Below are 16,484 nucleotides of genomic sequence, written 5' to 3' on the forward strand. Positions count from 1 at the left end.
TGAAAAAAAACTTGATTTCATGCGCCCTTTCGGCGATTTCTGGGTTGCCAAGGGCCTTTCGCTTAGTATAGTTGCTGTACGCATCGTGAACCGTCAGCCCTTGATAATTGCGCATCTGTCCTCGTTCCAATGCTTCCTTTTGGTGTGTTGTCAAGAGTGGGGGCAGGCTTTAACGATAAACAGAGGAGGAGAGTATGACGAAGGCGGATCTCATTTCCAGAATGGCCGACGAAGCGGGCATCACCAAGGCCGCGGCAGAAAAGGCGTTGAACAGTTTCCTGAACGCTGTGGCCGACAGTTTGGCCAAAGGGGACAAGGTGACCCTGGTGGGCTTTGGCACCTTCAGTGTCGCCGAAAGGGCTGAGAGGGAAGGGCGTAATCCGCGCACGGGCGAAACGATCACCATTGCGGCGAGCAAGACCATCAAATTCAAAGCGGGAAGTAAGCTCAAAGAAGCTTTGTCGTAACCCCTGGCTCTGTCATGAAATTCCCTGTTCCGGGTCTTCCGGGGCAGATTTCAGGGGCCGGATGAGAAAAAACCCGGCGCGTGCCTTTTGATGGCCGGGTTTTTTCTCGGTCTTTCTGAACACTCGACACCTTTTGTACACCCCATGGTAAAACCCGTATCCAAAGCCCTCATCGAACCCGCTCGATCCCGCAAAGACACTCCTTTACCTGCCCACGCCTTTTTGGTGTTCACCCAGCAGGACATGGGCCTCATGCGAGCCCAATGGCCTGAAACGCAGCCGCGACCGCGTCTCTTCTTGAGCGACGTTGTGGTGGCCGAGGACCACGCGGCGGGTGTGGTTCTTGTGGGTCCCATGATCGGAGCCCCTCAGGCGGTTATGGTTCTTGAAAAGATCATTGTGCTGGGCGTGCGCCGCGTCGTGGCTTTGGGATGGTGCGGTTCCCTACAGCCTCACGTGTCCGTCGGCGATGTGGTTTTGCCTACGTCCGCGTATTCGGAAGAAGGAACCTCGTCCCACTATCCACTTTCCACTCCTGCCACTCCATCTCCGGCTTTACTGCAGCAACTGCAAACACTGCTTCAGAAAGACAAGGCTTTCAGGGTGCACAAGGGGTCCGTGTGGTCCACGGACGCCCCTTATCGAGAAACTAAGGAAAAAGTCTTTTTATATCAGCAAAAGGGTGCCCTCGGCGTGGACATGGAAATGTCCGCTTTGCTCACGGTGGCGGCCTTTCGAGGCATCGATTTGGCGGGGGTTCTGGTGGTTTCCGACGATCTTTCCCGGCTTCGATGGCGGCACGGGTTTCGAGACCCTCGGTTTCAAGAAACGCGAAAACGTGTGCCCGCACTTTTACGGCACCTATTTTGATGACTAGTCCCCGCACCGGAACACTTGCTCCCGCTTGAACATTGCGTGTATTTTTTCTAGGAATACAGCTCTCTTTCTCGGTTGAGCGCTCAAGGAGGAAGCTTCATGAATTCAGCCCGCGGCGTCCTGGCGGTGGATATTGGTACCGGTACGCAAGATATTCTGTGCTGGTTTGAAGGCAACCTTATGGAAAATGCCACCAAGATGGTCATGCCATCCCCCACTCAACGGGTGGCGCAGCAGCTGCGCGCCTTGCGAGAAAAGAGGCAGGATGTGGTTCTGGTCGGGCGCACCATGGGCGGAGGGCCGTGCGTTCGCGAAGTGGTCCGTCACCTCGAAGCAGGGCTTCGAGTCTATGCCTTGCCTGAAGCGGCGCTCACACTGCACGATGATCTGGCACGGGTTCAGGCCATGGGCGTCACGGTGACCGAGGCAGCACCGAACGGAGTGTGCCAGGTCTTACTGCGAGACCTGGATCTGGACCGTATCGGTCAAGCCATGAGCCTTTTTGGTGTTCCGCTGCCTGACGGTGTCGCCGTGGCGGTTCAAGACCACGGCTTTTCGCCCAAGGAAAGCAACCGCCTTTTCCGGTTCCGCTACTGGCACGACTTCCTGCATCGCGGCGGCGATCTGCAGGCCCTGGCCTTGGAACCACCACCGTCCTTCATGACCCGCATGCAGGCCGTTCTCGCCGATTGCCCTCACGCTTTGGTGCTCGACACAGGCATCGCCGCCATCCTCGGGGCGCTTCTGGACCCTCGAGCACGCCAAGCCATGGCGCACGGCGGAACCGTGGTCAATGTGGGCAACGGGCACACCATCGCCGCGCTCATTCGAGATTTTCACGTTCTGGCAATCTACGAACACCACACAGGTATGCTGAACCCCGTGAAGCTTTCCGAACATTTAAGACGTTTTCGTCAAGGGCTTTTGACCCAAGAAGAAGTCTTTGAGGACGGCGGCCACGGGTGCGCCTATGGTCCAGAGCCGCTGAACGGCTCCTTTGAAACAACCTTGGTCACGGGGCCTCGACGTCGCCAATTGTTTGAGGAACAAAGCCTCTTTGCGGCGCCCTTTGGAGACATGATGCTCACGGGTTGCTTCGGCCTTTTGCAGGCGGCTTTGTGGGCTCAAGGTTATGGAGAGGTCTTGGCATGAGCAGCCGGGAAGATATTCGACAGCGTGTCGAAGAACTGCGAGAACTCATCCGTTACCACAACTACCGCTATTATGCCCTGGATGACCCGGAAATCAGTGATGCGGAATACGATGAGCTGTTCCGAGAGCTTCAGGCGTTGGAAGCGGCGCACCCGGAACTGGCCTCCTCCGATTCGCCCACGGCCCGTGTGGGATTTCCACCTTTAGAAGCCTTTGATGTCTTTGAACACCCGGTACCCATGCTGAGCCTGGAAAACGCCATGAATGAAGAGGAAATGGTCGAATTTCATCAAAGGGTCCAAAAAATGCTTGGAGTTGTCGAGACCATCGACTACACCGCAGAACCCAAGATGGACGGTCTGGCCGTTGAACTCCTTTATGAAAACGGCCACCTCAGCCGAGCCGGCACGCGAGGGGACGGATACCGTGGGGAAGACGTGACGCCGAACGTCAAAACCATACGAGCCATTCCCTGGACTTTGTTTGCCCCTTCCGATGCGCCGCCCATTCCTTCCATCCTCACCGTGCGCTGCGAAGTGTTCATGAATCGAAAGGACTTTCAGGACCTCAACCGACAGAGGGAAGCTCAAGGGGAACCCCTGTTCGCCAATCCGCGAAACGCCGCCGCCGGTTCTTTGCGCCAATTGGACTCGAGCATCACGGCGCAAAGGCGCCTAAAGGCCTATTGTTACGGCGTCGGCCTTTTGGAAGGACCTCGATTGGAAACCCAGTGGGACCTTTTGAACGCCTTGAAGCGATGGGGACTACCCGTAAATCCCTTATCGCGTTTGTGCCACGGGCTGCAGGCGGCTCTGAATTACTATAGAGAACTGGAAGCACGGCGGCCTGAGTTGCCCTACGAAGTGGACGGTGTGGTCTATAAGGTCAATCGCCTGGACTGGCAGCACGTTCTGGGAGAAAAAACGCGAAGTCCTCGATGGGCCGTCGCCTACAAATTCCCGGCGCACGTGGCGGAAACACAGCTTGTGGACATTGCCGTTCAAGTGGGACGCACCGGCGTGCTCACACCGGTCGCCCACCTGGAGCCCGTGTCTTTGGCAGGGGTTGTTATCCGCCGGGCGACTTTGCATAACATGGACGAAATTCAACGCAAGGACATTCGCATCGGCGACCATGTGATCGTGCGCCGCGCCGGGGATGTGATTCCCGAAGTGGTCCGTCCCGTTGTGGAAAAAAGGAACGGATCCGAACGCCCTTTTGTCATGCCGAACCGATGTCCTGCCTGCCATGGGGTCGTGGTGCGATTGAACGGGGAAGCGGTGCATCGCTGCATGAACCGCAGCTGTCCGGCGCAAATCGAGGGAGCCCTGCGCCATTTCGCCAGCCGGGAAGCCATGAACATCGAAGGGCTTGGCAAACAAATCATTCACCTTCTGGTGGAACGCGGCATGGTGCATTATCCTGCGGATCTCTATCGACTCACCGAAGCCGATCTTCTCACCCTGCCGGGATTTGCTGAAAAAAGCGCCGCCAATCTCATCCGCGCCATTGAAAAGACTCGAGAACCCGACCTGTCTTCCTTTCTCTATGCTCTGGGCATTCCCTTGGTGGGCTCCCATCTGGCCGCCGTTCTGGCCGACCGGTTCAAGTCCTTTGAAGCGCTGCGCACGGCAAGCTATGAAGATCTTGTGGCCGTGGAAGGCGTTGGCAATAAAGTTGCAGAAAGTCTTTGCCGATATTTTGAAAATGAAGAGAATGAAAAGGCAATTCGGTCCCTGCTGGAAGTCGGCGTGCGACCGAAGGCCTTGATGTCGGAAACGACTTCGCGAAATGGGCACGATTTCTGGCACGGCAAGACGGTGGTTCTGACGGGAACCCTGAAGTCCATGACTCGAGACGAGGCCACGGAGCGGCTGCGTCGAGCGGGGGCGCGGGTGAGCGGTTCGGTGAGTGGAAAAACAGATGTGGTCATTGTCGGCGAAAATCCCGGATCCAAACTGCAAAAAGCCAAAGCCCTCGGCGTGGCCGTCATGGATGAGGAGGCTTTCTTGAAACATCTGGACCCTGCAGCACGCTGACGACGGGAACGGAAAGGACAAGGGATGGAAAAGAAACGCGTTCATGTGTGGATTTCCGGCCGAGTGCAAGGGGTTTTTTTCAGAGCGTACACCCAGGAAGCCGCCAGAAACCACGGGGTTACCGGATGGGTTCGCAATGTCCCCGACGGTCGAGTGGAAGCGGTTTTCGAAGGCGACGCGTCTGCTGTGGAGGCCATGGTCCAGTGGTGCCATCGAGGAAGTCCTCTGAGCCGGGTCGATGGCGTGGAGGTTCACGAAGAACCGTATCAGGGTGAATTCGCTGATTTCGGCGTGCGCTCATGGAGATGAACCCATGAACGACACATGGCAAAAGGTCTTGGGCTTTCTTAAGGAATACAACATGACCAAGGTCGGCGAAACCTTGCGAAGTGTAGACTGGAACGCGGTGCTGCATGAACCGCTGTTTTGGGTGGCCGTCATCGCCTTTCTCGGCTGGATTCTCTGGAAAAAGGCCCTACGCACCCTTCTTGTGGCCTGTTCCCTGGTCGCCTTTGTCTTCCTCTTGCACTACACTCTGCCCCCTTCAGGAGAAGCCCTCACGCTGGATAAGCTTCTACCCTTTGCGGGAGGATGTCTGGGATTGCTGGCCGTCAACGTCTATTTTTTGATCATTCGAAGCGGCTAACCCAAAGGCCGCCAACGCATTTTGAGAATTCTTTGGGTGTGATGGGTGACCTTGACTCGATCGTCCAGACGATAACCGACGACCCAACAGATTTTTTCCTGATCGCACAACAGCGGCACACGGGCGCGAAGGCGACGAGGCACTTTAGCGTCCGTGAAAAAGTCCTGCAGTTTTTTTGATCCTCGAGCGCCCAAAGGGCGAAAGCGATCTCCGGGCTTAAAGGATCGCACCACAAGAGGCCAGCGCAGGCTCTCAGCGTCCATTAGGGCCATCAAAAGATCTGCCCGGTGCTTTTCCCTCAAGAGAAGCAACCCACTTTCCACAGTGTTTAGCGAATCATGCAAGGTCTCGATCCAAATTTCTGCACCAAAATCCGTCAGGAGGTATCGGCCGGGAACGGAAAATTCATGGGGCCTTAAGGGAGGTTTTTCGGCCACACGGGTTGTAAGCACAAGGGCTGTCCCTTCGCGCACGGCTCGAATGCCTCGAGGGAGTCTCAGTTCACGGCCGGATGAAGAGCGCCGCAGTAAGCCTTCCAAGGATTGCCAATGCACGGCAAAGATCCCGAATGAACAACCCATCTTTTCCAAAGCCCTTCGAAACACCCTGAGCGACAAAGCTTCATGCAGGGCCCTCATGCTCGGCACATCCAGCACCACAGTATGCGCCGCTTCAGAACGTACCACAGCGTCCCAGACCTGGTTTACCTGTTCGTTCCAGAAGTTTTCTTCCAGAGCGGCCAAGTCGGCGTGGCGGCACAGAACATTTCGAATCTTTGGGTGAAAAATCTGCTCCAGGAGCGGAAAAACCTCGTGTCGAAGACGATTCCTTTGGCAGAAGCCTTCCCGATTCGTGGCATCCTCTCGAAATGCCAATCGCCGGGCCTTCAGGTAGCCGAAGATATCCTCACGATGCGCCCACAAGAGAGGGCGCAGCAGCCCTTCCCCCGTTTCCGGCCGCATGCCTTGCATGCCCGAAGGCCCCGTGCCGCGCCATAGACGCAGGAGGATTTCTTCGGCTTGATCGTCCGCCGTATGGCCCACGGCAATCCTTTCCACTTCGCCACGGCGCACAAGGTCTAGAAAGAAATCCCGGCGGCATTGGCGCGCCGCCATTTCCAAGGAAACTTTTCTTTCCCTTTGAACTCGCCGCACATCCCCACAACCCACCACAACCTCCAAGCCGAGGTGCGAGGCACACTTTTCGACAAAACGGCGATCGGCCGTGGACTCTTCGCCGCGAAGTCGATGATCGAAGTGGATGACCTTGAGGGTGCGATAGCCTAGGTGAGGTTTCAGCGAACACAGGACGTTCAACAGCGCCACGGAATCCGGCCCTCCGGACACGGCAGCGCCCAGAGTCTTTTCGGAAACCACCACGTGATGGTGCTGCAGGAATTGCAAAGTGCGGCGTTCAAAGGAATCAAGGCGGCGTGGCGTCACGTGTTGCAATCGGGTACCGTGGCCTGCGGCAGAGCCTCCTGAGGCACCGACCTGGAAGAGCTTTCTGGCGTCACGTCCAGGAGCGGCACCGCATCTTTCCACTTCTTGCCTCGCACAAGAAGCTTGCCATCTCGGTTGAGCACCGTATTGTCTTCAAGAATGACCAGGCCGTATTTTTCGGCTACCTGTGATTTGTAGTGGTATTCCATGGATCGTTTCCGCAGCTTGTAATTCAAGAGGAGAAAGACCAGAGCGAAGAAACATGCCGCAGCCAGGAGAGCACCCCCAACCATCAGCCCCAACCGCACGGTGTGCTCCCCAATTTCGCCGATCACTCGAAGCACCACATCCAGATGGTACACAATCCCGATGGCGGCCGCCAGCAGCACGAGAAGCCCCAAGTAGGGAAGCTTTTCCATCCAAGCCACCAGGGTGACCAATTTGTAAATTTTTCCGTCTTCCAAGCCGGCGTGCATTCCATCCTTGTCGCTGGGGTTCGATTCGTGCGCCGCATTGTGAACGGCAAAATAGCGATTGAACCCCGCCACAATAGTTCCCAAAAGAAAGGTCACGGCCACCGGTACAAGAAACGCTAAGAGAAAGTAGACCTTCCACGGGAAATGCCGCTCCACCGGACCGAAACGGTCGTAGCCATCGGTTCCCAGCTGATAGAACCAGCAGCCCAGGAAAATGGCGACCTCAAGCCATGCAAGAAAGATGAGGTACTTGCGGAAGAGCTCTTTGCGTTCCGCATCGTCAAACAAGGCGGCTACGCCGCTCAGGTTCTTTTTGACCTTTTGTTCTGCTGCATCCATGACAAACGCCCACGTTGAAGTCCATGCCACACCGTCTGATGCCCCATTGCGGCACCTTACCAAAAGCCGCTTCCTGTGGTCAACCTGGAAACCCTCAGGGTTCGGCGCTGGCCTCCCTAAGCCATTGTCTTATTTCTTTCGCGCTCGAAAAAACCTGTGCTAAAAAAAGCGCCTCTGGGTCCCTGTAGGAACGGCGAAAGCCGCGATCAAGGCAAACGGCACTGCCATAGGCGTGCGGTCACCTCAAGCCAATCGCGCCTCGCGGGGCTCCTCGACAAAAAACGGCCCTAAGCAGAGGGTCACTTCACCCTTGAGGGGCAGTGAAAAGGCTACCTGGACCGCTAACAAATGGCGTCGTCGCCCGAGGCAACGCGCGCCATCTGTCACGAACAAAGGAGTATTCCATGCAGGCGCCGCCACTTTTTGCGACGCACTTTCCATCCCTCAAGCTCAAATCTCGAGGCAAAGTCCGCGACATCTACGACCTGGACGATTCTTTGCTCATTGTGGCCACAGACCGCATTTCCGCCTTTGACGTGGTCATGCGCACACCCATTCCGGACAAGGGCACCATTCTCACCCAGCTGTCTCTTTTCTGGTTCGATTTTCTGAGGGACACGGTAGAAAATCACCTCATTGACACCAACGTCGCCGCCTTTCCCGCTTCCTGTGCGCCCTATGCCGAAACCCTCTCGGGCCGATCCATGTGGGTCCGCAAAGCCAAACCTCTTCCCGTGGAATGCATTGTTCGAGGATACCTGGTGGGTTCCGGCTGGAAGGATTACCAAAAAACCGGATCGGTATGCGGCATTGCCCTGCCCAAAGGCCTTCGGCTGGCCGAAAGGCTGCCTGAACCCATTTTCACGCCGTCCACCAAATCGGAACGGGGCGCTCACGATGAAAACATTTCCTATGAAGAAATGGCTCATCGTATCGGAAACGAGCTGGCGGCGCGCGTGCGGGACGTGACCCTGACCATCTACGAAAAGGCGGCTGCCTACGCCTTGAGCAAGGGCATTATATTGGCGGACACCAAACTGGAATTCGGCCTTGTCGACGGCCGCTTGATTCTTATCGACGAGGTTCTGACCCCGGATTCTAGCCGATTCTGGCCAGCGGATCGATACCGCATTGGATCCAATCCTGAAAGTTTCGACAAACAATACCTTCGCGACTATCTGGTGGATATCGGATGGAACCCCGAACAACCGGCGCCGGAACTGCCCCAGGTCGTGGTGCACAACACGCGAACCCGGTACCTGGAAGCTTTAGAACGACTCACAGGGCGCGGTCTCAACTTGTAAGGATTTATGGAATCGGCAACCCTCGCTTCCGTTTCCCTGTCTAAAATAGACTGGCATGAGGATGCCTTTGCCATTCCAGGCTATGTGCCCGACGAGGCGCTGGAAAGATCCTTGGAAAGGGAGGGCATTCTTGTGCCTCCGACGTTGTGGGAAAAGGCGCCGCAGCACTTCGTCATTGTCGATGGATTCAAAAGGCTTTTTTGGCTCAAAGCCCGAGCCGATCGCGTGCATGCTCTCATCTATCCCGAGGCATCCAGTGAAACCGAGCTTCTGAAGCTTCGACTTGAGACCAAGATGTTTTCGCGTACCCTGAATCTGGCCGAAAGAGCCCAGGTTTTGGCCAAGTACGCTTCCCTGAGCTCCAAGGAAGAACTGCAGCGAAGAATCGGCCCGACTCTTGGTCTTTCCGGCACTCCTAAAACTCTCGCGCTGTGGTGCTCTATCGCCGCTTGGCCTTCACGGCACTTGAGCTTTTTGGCGCACGATGGAATTGCGGAAAAAACGGCTCTTCTTTTGGCCCCTTTCCCCGAAGCAGATCGGGACGCTTTTCTTCAACTGATGCAGGTCCTACGGTGCAGTGCCAGCCTTCAGGTGGAAATTCTGGAACGCTGCAACGACATTGCCCACCGAGACGGCGTGTCGCTGCAATGGCTTTTGCAATCCCAGGAAATCCAAGCCATTTTGAAGGATGGCGATCGCAATCGACGGGAAAAAACGGCCGCCGTGCGCGACCTCTTGTCTCGTTGGCGCTATCCACGACTGGTGAAGAAGATGACCGCCATGCAGCGCGCCATCGATCAAATACCCCTGCCTGCGACCGCCTCCCTCACACCGCCTCCGTATCTTGAAGGCGATGTGTGGGAACTCAAGCTGCGATTTCGCACCCCTGAAGAATTGGCCGCCTCCGTTGAGACCTGCGCATCCCTTTTCAAGACCCCGGCCTTTTACGCCCTTTTTCGCCTCCTCGACCATTCGACGGCGTACGACGAAAGCACTCCGGCGCCACCCTCGCCCGGCAACGCGTGAATTCAGCATCATGAAACCGACGTACAAAACGCCCATCACCCACCTCATTGTGGAACACGCCGTGGCCAAAAGCCCCGTGGTCCGCACCTTGCGGGAGCGACTGCCGAGGGTTCCCGTAACCTACGTGGACAAGATTCCGGAATCCCATGAAAGAACTCCAGGTCTTTTGGAGGTGGTTCATTACAAGGGACGGTTCTGGCGATCGTGCCCGGGAACAAAAATCTATGAGTGCTGCGGCTATCAGATTGTGCACATCGGCACCCAGTGCAACCTGGACTGCACCTATTGCATTTTGCAGGCCTATTTTGAAAGCCCAAACCTTAGAATTTTCGGCAATCTGGATGACCTTCTGGCAGAAGTGCAGGCGGTTCCGACTTTGGCACCGCATCGGTTGTTTCGAGCTGGAACCGGAGAATTCACCGATTCTCTTCTCCTGGACCCATGGACGGGATTGTCGCAACACCTGGTACCCCTTTTTGGTCGCCTGCCCAACGCGGTGTTGGAACTGAAAACCAAGACAGACCACGTGGCCCCGTTGAAGGATCTGGACCATCGAGGCCACACGCTGGTGTCGTGGTCGTTGAATGCCGAAGAAATCATTCGAACCCAAGAACCGCGATCGGCTCCGTTAAAGGCGCGGCTGCGCGCCGCGCAACGATGCGCGCAATGGGGCTATTTCTTGGGCTTTCACTTCGATCCCATGATCGAGTATCCAGGTTGGCGCGAAGGGTACCGCCGCACGCTGCAGGCTCTCTTTCACGCCGTCGATCCTGCCAGAGTGGTGTGGATCAGCGTGGGCGCCTTTCGGTTCATGCCTGAACTCAAAAGAACGATTCACCGAAATCACCCCAGAAGCCGTATCACCACGGGAGAATTCATTCGAGGGTTGGACGGCAAGATGCGGTATTTTCGAGACATTCGCCTTGATTTGTATCGGTGGATGGTCGAAGAACTTGACCGCTGGGACCCCACTTTGTGCGTCTACCTGTGCATGGAAGGGCCTTGGATTTGGAAACGCGTATTCGGCCTGGAACCTGCGCAAAAAGGAGGACTTTCCGCCATGTTGGACAAGGCCGTTAAGGACCGCATGGGCATTGAACCACAAAGGCAAGGAGCCGATGATGCCGCTGAATGAGCACGACCGCAGGGCACTTTTTGCCTGGAATGCCCACGTGACCGGCCGCGTTCCCTTGGTGCTTCAAACGACGCGGGACTCTCGCACGGCAACGCTTCAAATCTTTGCGGAAGAACTCACCGCCCTCTCGCCACAGATCACGCTGCACACGGCCTTTGAGGATAGGGACGAGCTTCCGGGCTTTTTCATCGGGGACGGCTGGATATGGCACGCCGCACCGTCCGGAGCCGAACTAAGGCCGTTCCTGGAGACTCTGGCCCTCTTTCACGAAACGTCGGCGTCACCTCAACGCCTATGGGAACATGAGCCGACGGCGGCTCTGCGTCGCCGTCGGCCCGATCTTTGGCAAAGGCTCGTTGACCGGCGAAACCGGCGGGAACTCTTGGTCTTTACGGCCGTTCAATGTCCCCATTGCGCGCACCTGCTTTTTGAACTGGCTCCTCTGCCTTTCGTGGCGCCGTCTTTGACGGTGCGCGTGATGGATGCCTCGCTTTGTCAGGAAAAGGCGCAGGCAGCCGGGATTCGATCTGTGCCCACAATTCTTTTGGGCGCGGATTTTCGGTGGACAGGGCGCGTGGATGTGATCCATGTGCTAGAAGTGCTCTACCGTGATCAAAACACCGAACTTTCCGCCGCCGCGGCCATTCGATTGCTCAAAGAGGGAAAAGCCCACGAATTGAGCCACCTCATGCTCTCGTCGGCCACCTCGTGGGCGGATTTTCCGTCCATCCTCACCCATGCCGAATGGTCCGTGCGTCTGGGCGCGCTGGTGGTCCTTGAAGAACTGGCAGATAAGGACCCCGCCAAGGCCCAAGCCTATCTTCCCATGCTTTGGAAAAACATGGCCGATCTTCCGGCTGCCGTGCAGGGGGACGTGGTCTACGCCACAGGAATCGTGGGCGACTCGACGTGGACCGAACAGGTTCTTCGGTGGACCGAAAAACAGGCCGAGGATTCGGAACTTCGAGAAGTGGGCGAAGAAACTCTGAAGACGTTGGCCTTGGCGAAGACAACTTGACGGCGGGCTGTTTTGAGGACGGCCGGGGTCGGACCTCCCATCGAGACAACCCCGGCACCCAACGATGGACTCGGTCTTGGAAGCGGGCGCCTCCTAGTGGCGGGACTAGGCCGCCTTGCCCATGAGCACGTTTTCCAGAATTTCTCTCTTGGCCGCAAATTCCTCCGTGAACATGGGCGGACAGTCTTTCAGCTCCACTTCCTTTTTGGCCAGCTTGGCGGCAAACGCCATGCACGTAGCCTCTCCACATTCCTTGCAATTGGTCTTCGGCAAATGCTTTAAGATTTCCACGACGTTGAGCTTCATGCTTCCACCTCCTTCCCCTTGGCATTCAGGGAGTTGCTTTTCGGGCAGCGCCTTCGTGGCGCCGCTTGCACCCAGTCAAAAGCGGAGGTCTTGGTCATGGAACACGCGAGAAGACCGCATGGAGGAATCCGATACAGAAAACCGAAAAGCGACTCAACGTGCGGTGCGGTTATGAATTATTTAACCTAAGACGCTTAGGGTCGTCAACCAGGGGCCAATGGGGTCAAATCTTGCGTTATGCTATTGGCCTTGGCATTGCATGCTCTCGAGCACGCTCTTCTAGGGCGCCGTCTCGCTGGGCTTTCGGAACTTTTCAGCACTGATGCCAAAGCGACGCATCACCTGCTGCAACGCCTGCCGCTCCAGACCGCATTGCCTGGCCGCATGGGTTACGTTCCCACCGCACCGAGCCAAAAGGTTCTCCAGGTACTGGCGGTGAAAGCGCCGAAGGACTTCCTCTTTGGCTTGTTTATAAGGTAGCTGCTGAAAGGAGGCGTCATCAAAAATATGGTCCGACCGGCGTTTCGACATGAGTCCCACATGTTCCGGTCGAATTTCATCGCCTGGGGCAAACAGGATGCCGCGCATAATCGTGTTTTCCAATTCTCGCACATTACCGTCCCATTCTCGAGCCAGAAAAATTTCCATGAGCTCAGGGGAGATCGTCTTGTGGGGCCGGCGAAGCTCTGCACCGTGTTTCTTCAAAAAGTGGTCACACAGCAACGGGATATCTTCCCGGCGTTGGCGAAGAGGTGGCATTTCGATGGGCACCACGTTCAAGCGGTAGTAGAGGTCTTCACGAAATGTGCCGGAACGAATCTTTTCCTGCAGGTTGCGGTTAGTAGAAGCCACCACGCGCACGTCCACCTTGATCATTTTGGTGTCTCCAAGAGGCTTGATGGCCTTGTCCTGAAGCACTCTAAGAAGTTTCGTTTGAATGGCGGGGGAAATGTCCCCGATTTCATCCAGAAAAAGGGTTCCTCGATGGGCTTCCTGAAAGAGGCCAATCTTATTGTGGGTGGCGTGGGTAAAGGCCCCTTTCTTGTACCCGAAAAGTTCGCTTTCCAGAATGTTTTCCGGCACCGTAGGGCAATTGACGGCCACAAAGGGTCCCCGGCTTCGCTCGCTAAGATCGTGAATCGCTCGGGCCACCAGGTCTTTGCCCGTCCCGGATTCCCCCGTGATCAAAACCGTCAGATCCGATGCAGCCACCATTTGCACGGTCTCGAAAACACGGCGCATGGCCGGGCTTCGTCCCACAATGTTCTGAAAGGCGCTCTGCCCCTGGTACCACCTCTGCAACCGCATGTTTTCGCGAAGCAGCCGATGGCGTTCCAAAGCCTTTTGCAGCGTAAACACCAAGGTTTCGTGATCAAAAGGCTTAGTGATAAAATCATAGGCCCCCTGGCGCATGGCCTGAACGGCCAGTTCCACGCAACCATAGGCCGTCATCATGACGGCCGTCACCCAAGGATGCCTCGTGCGCATCTCTTCCAGGACTTCCAGACCGTCCATGCCGGGCATTTTCATATCCACCAGGGCCACGTCCACAGGCTCTTCATCGAGCATTTGTAACGCGGCTTCACCCGAAGACGCCGTCAAGACCTCGCAATCCAAGTCTTTAACCAAACTGCGTTTTAAAAGGCGCAGAAAATCCAGCTCGTCATCCACCACAAGGATGCGGTCTTTAGGAACTTTTGGCGCCCCGGACATATTCACCTCAGACTTCACAAGCCATCCACTCCAACTTTTCCGAAGGGACTGGAAGCCGAACCGTAAAGACGGATCCTTTGCCCAGTTCACTGGCCACGAGGATTTCTCCGCCGTGATCCTTGACAATGCCATAGCTCACGGAGAGCCCCAGACCCGTGCCCTCGCCGGTGCTCTTGGTCGTAAAGAACGGATCAAAGATGCGTGGCAAGTGCTTAGGATCGATGCCCGTTCCCGTATCCGAAACCGCGATCTCCGCCATGTGGCCGTTTTCCGCAAGGGAGGTGCAAATCTCGATGCGGCCATCGCTGCCGATGGCCTGCTGCGCGTTCATGATGAGGTTCATGAAAACCTGACGCATCTTGTTCCGGTCCACGACCACCTCCGGCACGGACGCCTCAAAGTGGGTGATCACCTGAATGTGTTTCAACTCCAGGTTATGCCGCACGACACCCAAGACTTCCTGGACCAAATCTTGCACCAATACCGGTTCCTTTCGTGTGTGGGCACTGCGCGCAAAACTTAACAAATCTTCAACGATGGCCTTGCAGGTGCGCGCATGCTTTTCAATAGTCTTTAAGTCCTCATAGCGTTCCGTGCCCTGGTGTTCTTCTCGCATCAAAAGTTGCGTGTACCCTAAAATGATGCCCAAGGGATTGTTGATTTCATGGGCCACACCGGCCGCGAGTTGTCCGATAGAAGCCAATTTGTCCGCCTGAAGCAGTTGCTGTTGGATCACCTTGCGCTGGGTAATGTCCTTGGCCACCAAATAGATCAGTTCGGCCCTTTCCTGAAGGTCACATTGGGAAGCGGCACTGAGCAGCGCACTGATTTCTCGGCCGTCTCGACTGATCAACTCCACTTCCGCATCTGTCACGTAAGATTCTCGGCTGACTCGTTCCTTAAGGGTATTCCAATCCTGGGGTCGCAAGAAAAATGTTCTAAAAGACAAACTGGGAGTTTCCATTTCGGGGGCGCCACCGATATCGTCGATACCCAGCATTTGACGGCCTGCAGGATTCATGTCCAACACGGTGCCGTTCTCCGCCACCACGGCAATCATGTCCCGAGAGGCCTCAAAGATGCGTCGAAACTTTTGCTCGGAACGCCCCAATTCCGCAGTCCGCTCGGACACCAGCTGCTGGAGGCGCTGGTTGAGCCACACCAGCCTCTCGTGAGCCTTCTGCAAAGCCTGTCGGTCCCGAAGGATCTGCTGATGCACCTTCCAGATTCTTTCAAAAAAGAGCGTCACCGCTCCCACGACACAGAAACTGATTGTGTTCAATGACCCACTGTACGGCCTGAGAGCCTCCCAGATGGGCCGGTGTCCTCCTAGAAGAAGCAATTGCTTGGCGATATGGCCTATGCTTCGAGAAAAGGCAAAAACGGCCAAAGCGTGCGACACCATGAGTAGATAGAGATAGAGAACGTTTTCCCGGTCCTGAACATAGAGCCTATAAGACAGGCGCACACAGGCCACGGCGAAAAACACCATGCACGCCGATCCCACCAGATCCACAAAAAGGATGGGAAAAAACGGAATGGTCATGACCCTGTATCATCCTGCGGCGAAAACCGAAAGGGAGATCGCTGCACTTCCCTTAAAGCCAAATAAAGAAAGATGATGGCGGGAACACAGAGCAGGTGATCCAGCTTGACCAAAAAGAAAATCCATGTGAGCCACTCACGGCCGGCATAGGGCTGAAGGTAGGCATGAAGCGTCCCTTCGGAAAATTTCTGGAAGATATCATTCTGATTTTCCAGGTGATGCACCAAAGCGGCATCCGCATTCCACAGAATGAAGAGAAGGGCAGAATATTGCAAATAACGCCATCCTTTATGCCGTATGAGGCGGCGGCCTCGAAGCCAGTAGATGAAAACGCCCATAGAGATAATAAAAAAAAGGTGCCCCAATTGATGGGCGTAGAGACCTTCAGGTTCCGAGTGCACCTGAGTGGCGTATAGCTTCTGGGGAAAGAAGCCGACGGCCAGCGCCGCCAGAAGAGCGGTCATACCAAAGCCCAATAAGGGCCTTACTCTAGAAAGGGAAAGGGGGACGAAAAAAAAATTTTGCAAAGCCATGGAAGCCAACCTTTCCTGCCCCATGGGGATCTGGGCATCGCCGCAAAGGGAAAGTCAATGTCCGTTTGTGCTTGCGTTTCTTTGCGGCAGCCTTATTTCGTTTACCCCACGACGTCCAAATGGTCAACAGGCGCATGAAAACGCCATGGACGGCCATACGCACTCCCATTGACCATACCTTGAACGTAAAAGTGGCACGGCTCGCAAAGCCTATTCCCAGAACATGGCTGTTTTTTGAGACAACGCTCTAGATATTTTTTAAAACCCTCTGTCGATCAGGGTACTCGCGGCGCCGATGGGCACGGGTCTGTGGATCCATCAAAAAATAAGGACCGGCAGAAGCCGGTCCTTGCAAGGCTCTTAAGCGGGGCTTTATTCCACGGAACGCCCTTACCCATCTTATGGGGAAGCCTCAGCAGGCGGTCCCTTCAAGGGAATCGGCACCATAACTTGAAAAAATTGATGC

At 55.8% G+C, this 16,484-nt stretch carries 16 protein-coding genes; 10 read left to right on the forward strand and 6 right to left on the reverse strand.

Annotation, left to right across the window (positions count from 1 at the left end):
- Positions 1–194 precede the first annotated feature (194 nt).
- From EDC27_RS13060 to EDC27_RS13085, 6 genes are all read left to right on the forward strand, one after another.
- Entirely contained in the window at positions 195–467 is a 273-nt protein-coding gene (locus EDC27_RS13060; RefSeq protein ID WP_123291072.1) for an HU family DNA-binding protein, read from the forward strand.
- A gap of 144 nt (positions 468–611) precedes the next feature.
- The gene (locus tag EDC27_RS13065) at positions 612–1,337 is read left to right on the forward strand and encodes a nucleoside phosphorylase (protein ID WP_170161811.1); all 726 of its coding nucleotides are present in this window, start codon (positions 612–614) and stop codon (positions 1,335–1,337) included.
- A gap of 105 nt (positions 1,338–1,442) precedes the next feature.
- Positions 1,443–2,495 carry a DUF1786 domain-containing protein gene (locus EDC27_RS13070; RefSeq protein ID WP_123291074.1) on the forward strand — a complete coding sequence of 351 codons (1,053 nt, stop codon included), beginning with the start codon at positions 1,443–1,445 and terminating at the stop codon, positions 2,493–2,495.
- The gene (ligA, locus tag EDC27_RS13075) at positions 2,492–4,534 is read left to right on the forward strand and encodes an NAD-dependent DNA ligase LigA (protein WP_123291075.1); all 2,043 of its coding nucleotides are present in this window, start codon (positions 2,492–2,494) and stop codon (positions 4,532–4,534) included. The genes EDC27_RS13070 and ligA overlap by 4 nt, the downstream gene beginning before the upstream one ends.
- A 24-nt stretch (positions 4,535–4,558) precedes the next feature.
- Positions 4,559–4,843 carry an acylphosphatase gene (locus EDC27_RS13080; protein WP_123291076.1) on the forward strand — a complete coding sequence of 95 codons (285 nt, stop codon included), beginning with the start codon at positions 4,559–4,561 and terminating at the stop codon, positions 4,841–4,843.
- Between the two features lie 4 nt (positions 4,844–4,847).
- Positions 4,848–5,180, forward strand: a complete 333-nt coding sequence (locus EDC27_RS13085) for a hypothetical protein (RefSeq protein ID WP_123291077.1) — start codon at positions 4,848–4,850, stop codon at positions 5,178–5,180.
- On the opposite strand, the gene tilS is transcribed toward EDC27_RS13085, so the two are convergent.
- Positions 5,177–6,622, reverse strand: a complete 1,446-nt coding sequence (gene tilS / locus EDC27_RS13090; RefSeq protein WP_170161812.1) for a tRNA lysidine(34) synthetase TilS — start codon at positions 6,620–6,622, stop codon at positions 5,177–5,179. The genes EDC27_RS13085 and tilS overlap by 4 nt on opposite strands.
- Positions 6,619–7,437, reverse strand: a complete 819-nt coding sequence (locus EDC27_RS13095; RefSeq protein WP_123291079.1) for a hypothetical protein — start codon at positions 7,435–7,437, stop codon at positions 6,619–6,621. The genes tilS and EDC27_RS13095 overlap by 4 nt, the downstream gene beginning before the upstream one ends.
- A gap of 404 nt (positions 7,438–7,841) precedes the next feature.
- On the opposite strand from EDC27_RS13095, the gene EDC27_RS13100 reads away from it, so the two are divergent.
- From EDC27_RS13100 to EDC27_RS13115, 4 genes are read left to right on the forward strand one after another with little or no spacing between them, the layout of a single operon-like run.
- Entirely contained in the window at positions 7,842–8,741 is a 900-nt protein-coding gene (locus EDC27_RS13100; protein ID WP_123291080.1) for a phosphoribosylaminoimidazolesuccinocarboxamide synthase, read from the forward strand.
- 6 nt (positions 8,742–8,747) lie between these two features.
- Positions 8,748–9,767: a hypothetical protein gene (locus EDC27_RS13105; RefSeq protein WP_123291081.1), complete on the forward strand. Its 1,020-nt coding sequence runs from the start codon at positions 8,748–8,750 to the stop codon at positions 9,765–9,767.
- Between the two features lie 10 nt (positions 9,768–9,777).
- A complete protein-coding gene (locus EDC27_RS13110) occupies positions 9,778–10,902 on the forward strand; it encodes an SPL family radical SAM protein (protein WP_123291082.1) in 1,125 nt (374 codons plus the stop codon).
- Positions 10,889–11,920, forward strand: a complete 1,032-nt coding sequence (locus tag EDC27_RS13115; protein WP_123291083.1) for a thioredoxin domain-containing protein — start codon at positions 10,889–10,891, stop codon at positions 11,918–11,920. The genes EDC27_RS13110 and EDC27_RS13115 overlap by 14 nt, the downstream gene beginning before the upstream one ends.
- A 105-nt stretch (positions 11,921–12,025) precedes the next feature.
- On the opposite strand, the gene EDC27_RS13120 is transcribed toward EDC27_RS13115, so the two are convergent.
- The 4 genes from EDC27_RS13120 to EDC27_RS13135 form a co-directional block, all read right to left on the reverse strand.
- On the reverse strand, positions 12,026–12,226 hold the full coding sequence (locus EDC27_RS13120; RefSeq protein WP_123291084.1) for a (Fe-S)-binding protein: 201 nt from the start codon (positions 12,224–12,226) through the stop codon (positions 12,026–12,028).
- 279 nt (positions 12,227–12,505) lie between these two features.
- Positions 12,506–13,957: a sigma-54-dependent transcriptional regulator gene (locus tag EDC27_RS13125; protein WP_245994571.1), complete on the reverse strand. Its 1,452-nt coding sequence runs from the start codon at positions 13,955–13,957 to the stop codon at positions 12,506–12,508.
- Complete coding sequence (locus EDC27_RS13130) at positions 13,947–15,485, reverse strand: two-component system sensor histidine kinase NtrB (protein WP_123291086.1); 1,539 nt, start codon at positions 15,483–15,485, stop codon at positions 13,947–13,949. The genes EDC27_RS13125 and EDC27_RS13130 overlap by 11 nt, the downstream gene beginning before the upstream one ends.
- Positions 15,482–15,949, reverse strand: coding sequence for a hypothetical protein (locus EDC27_RS13135; RefSeq protein WP_148045766.1), 468 nt, complete (start codon positions 15,947–15,949; stop codon positions 15,482–15,484). Before EDC27_RS13135 ends, EDC27_RS13130 begins: the two co-directional genes overlap by 4 nt.
- Positions 15,950–16,484 lie beyond the last annotated feature (535 nt).

It is taken from the genome of Desulfosoma caldarium (assembly GCF_003751385.1).
Lineage (GTDB): Bacteria > Desulfobacterota > Syntrophobacteria > Syntrophobacterales > DSM-9756 > Desulfosoma > Desulfosoma caldarium.

What these genes read in the sequence shown, in the direction of transcription:
- EDC27_RS13100 (WP_123291080.1), top strand. Translation starts at nt 7,842, where the DNA reads ATGCAGGCGCCGCCACTTTTTGCGACGCACTTTCCATCCCTCAAGCTC.
- EDC27_RS13095 (WP_123291079.1), bottom strand. Translation starts at nt 7,437, where the DNA reads ATGGATGCAGCAGAACAAAAGGTCAAAAAGAACCTGAGCGGCGTAGCC.
- ligA (WP_123291075.1), top strand. Translation starts at nt 2,492, where the DNA reads ATGAGCAGCCGGGAAGATATTCGACAGCGTGTCGAAGAACTGCGAGAA.
- EDC27_RS13065 (WP_170161811.1), top strand. Translation starts at nt 612, where the DNA reads ATGGTAAAACCCGTATCCAAAGCCCTCATCGAACCCGCTCGATCCCGC.
- EDC27_RS13105 (WP_123291081.1), top strand. Translation starts at nt 8,748, where the DNA reads ATGGAATCGGCAACCCTCGCTTCCGTTTCCCTGTCTAAAATAGACTGG.
- EDC27_RS13115 (WP_123291083.1), top strand. Translation starts at nt 10,889, where the DNA reads ATGCCGCTGAATGAGCACGACCGCAGGGCACTTTTTGCCTGGAATGCC.
- EDC27_RS13080 (WP_123291076.1), top strand. Translation starts at nt 4,559, where the DNA reads ATGGAAAAGAAACGCGTTCATGTGTGGATTTCCGGCCGAGTGCAAGGG.
- EDC27_RS13120 (WP_123291084.1), bottom strand. Translation starts at nt 12,226, where the DNA reads ATGAAGCTCAACGTCGTGGAAATCTTAAAGCATTTGCCGAAGACCAAT.
- EDC27_RS13085 (WP_123291077.1), top strand. Translation starts at nt 4,848, where the DNA reads ATGAACGACACATGGCAAAAGGTCTTGGGCTTTCTTAAGGAATACAAC.
- EDC27_RS13070 (WP_123291074.1), top strand. Translation starts at nt 1,443, where the DNA reads ATGAATTCAGCCCGCGGCGTCCTGGCGGTGGATATTGGTACCGGTACG.
- EDC27_RS13060 (WP_123291072.1), top strand. Translation starts at nt 195, where the DNA reads ATGACGAAGGCGGATCTCATTTCCAGAATGGCCGACGAAGCGGGCATC.
- EDC27_RS13130 (WP_123291086.1), bottom strand. Translation starts at nt 15,485, where the DNA reads ATGACCATTCCGTTTTTTCCCATCCTTTTTGTGGATCTGGTGGGATCG.
- EDC27_RS13110 (WP_123291082.1), top strand. Translation starts at nt 9,778, where the DNA reads ATGAAACCGACGTACAAAACGCCCATCACCCACCTCATTGTGGAACAC.
- EDC27_RS13135 (WP_148045766.1), bottom strand. Translation starts at nt 15,949, where the DNA reads ATGACCGCTCTTCTGGCGGCGCTGGCCGTCGGCTTCTTTCCCCAGAAG.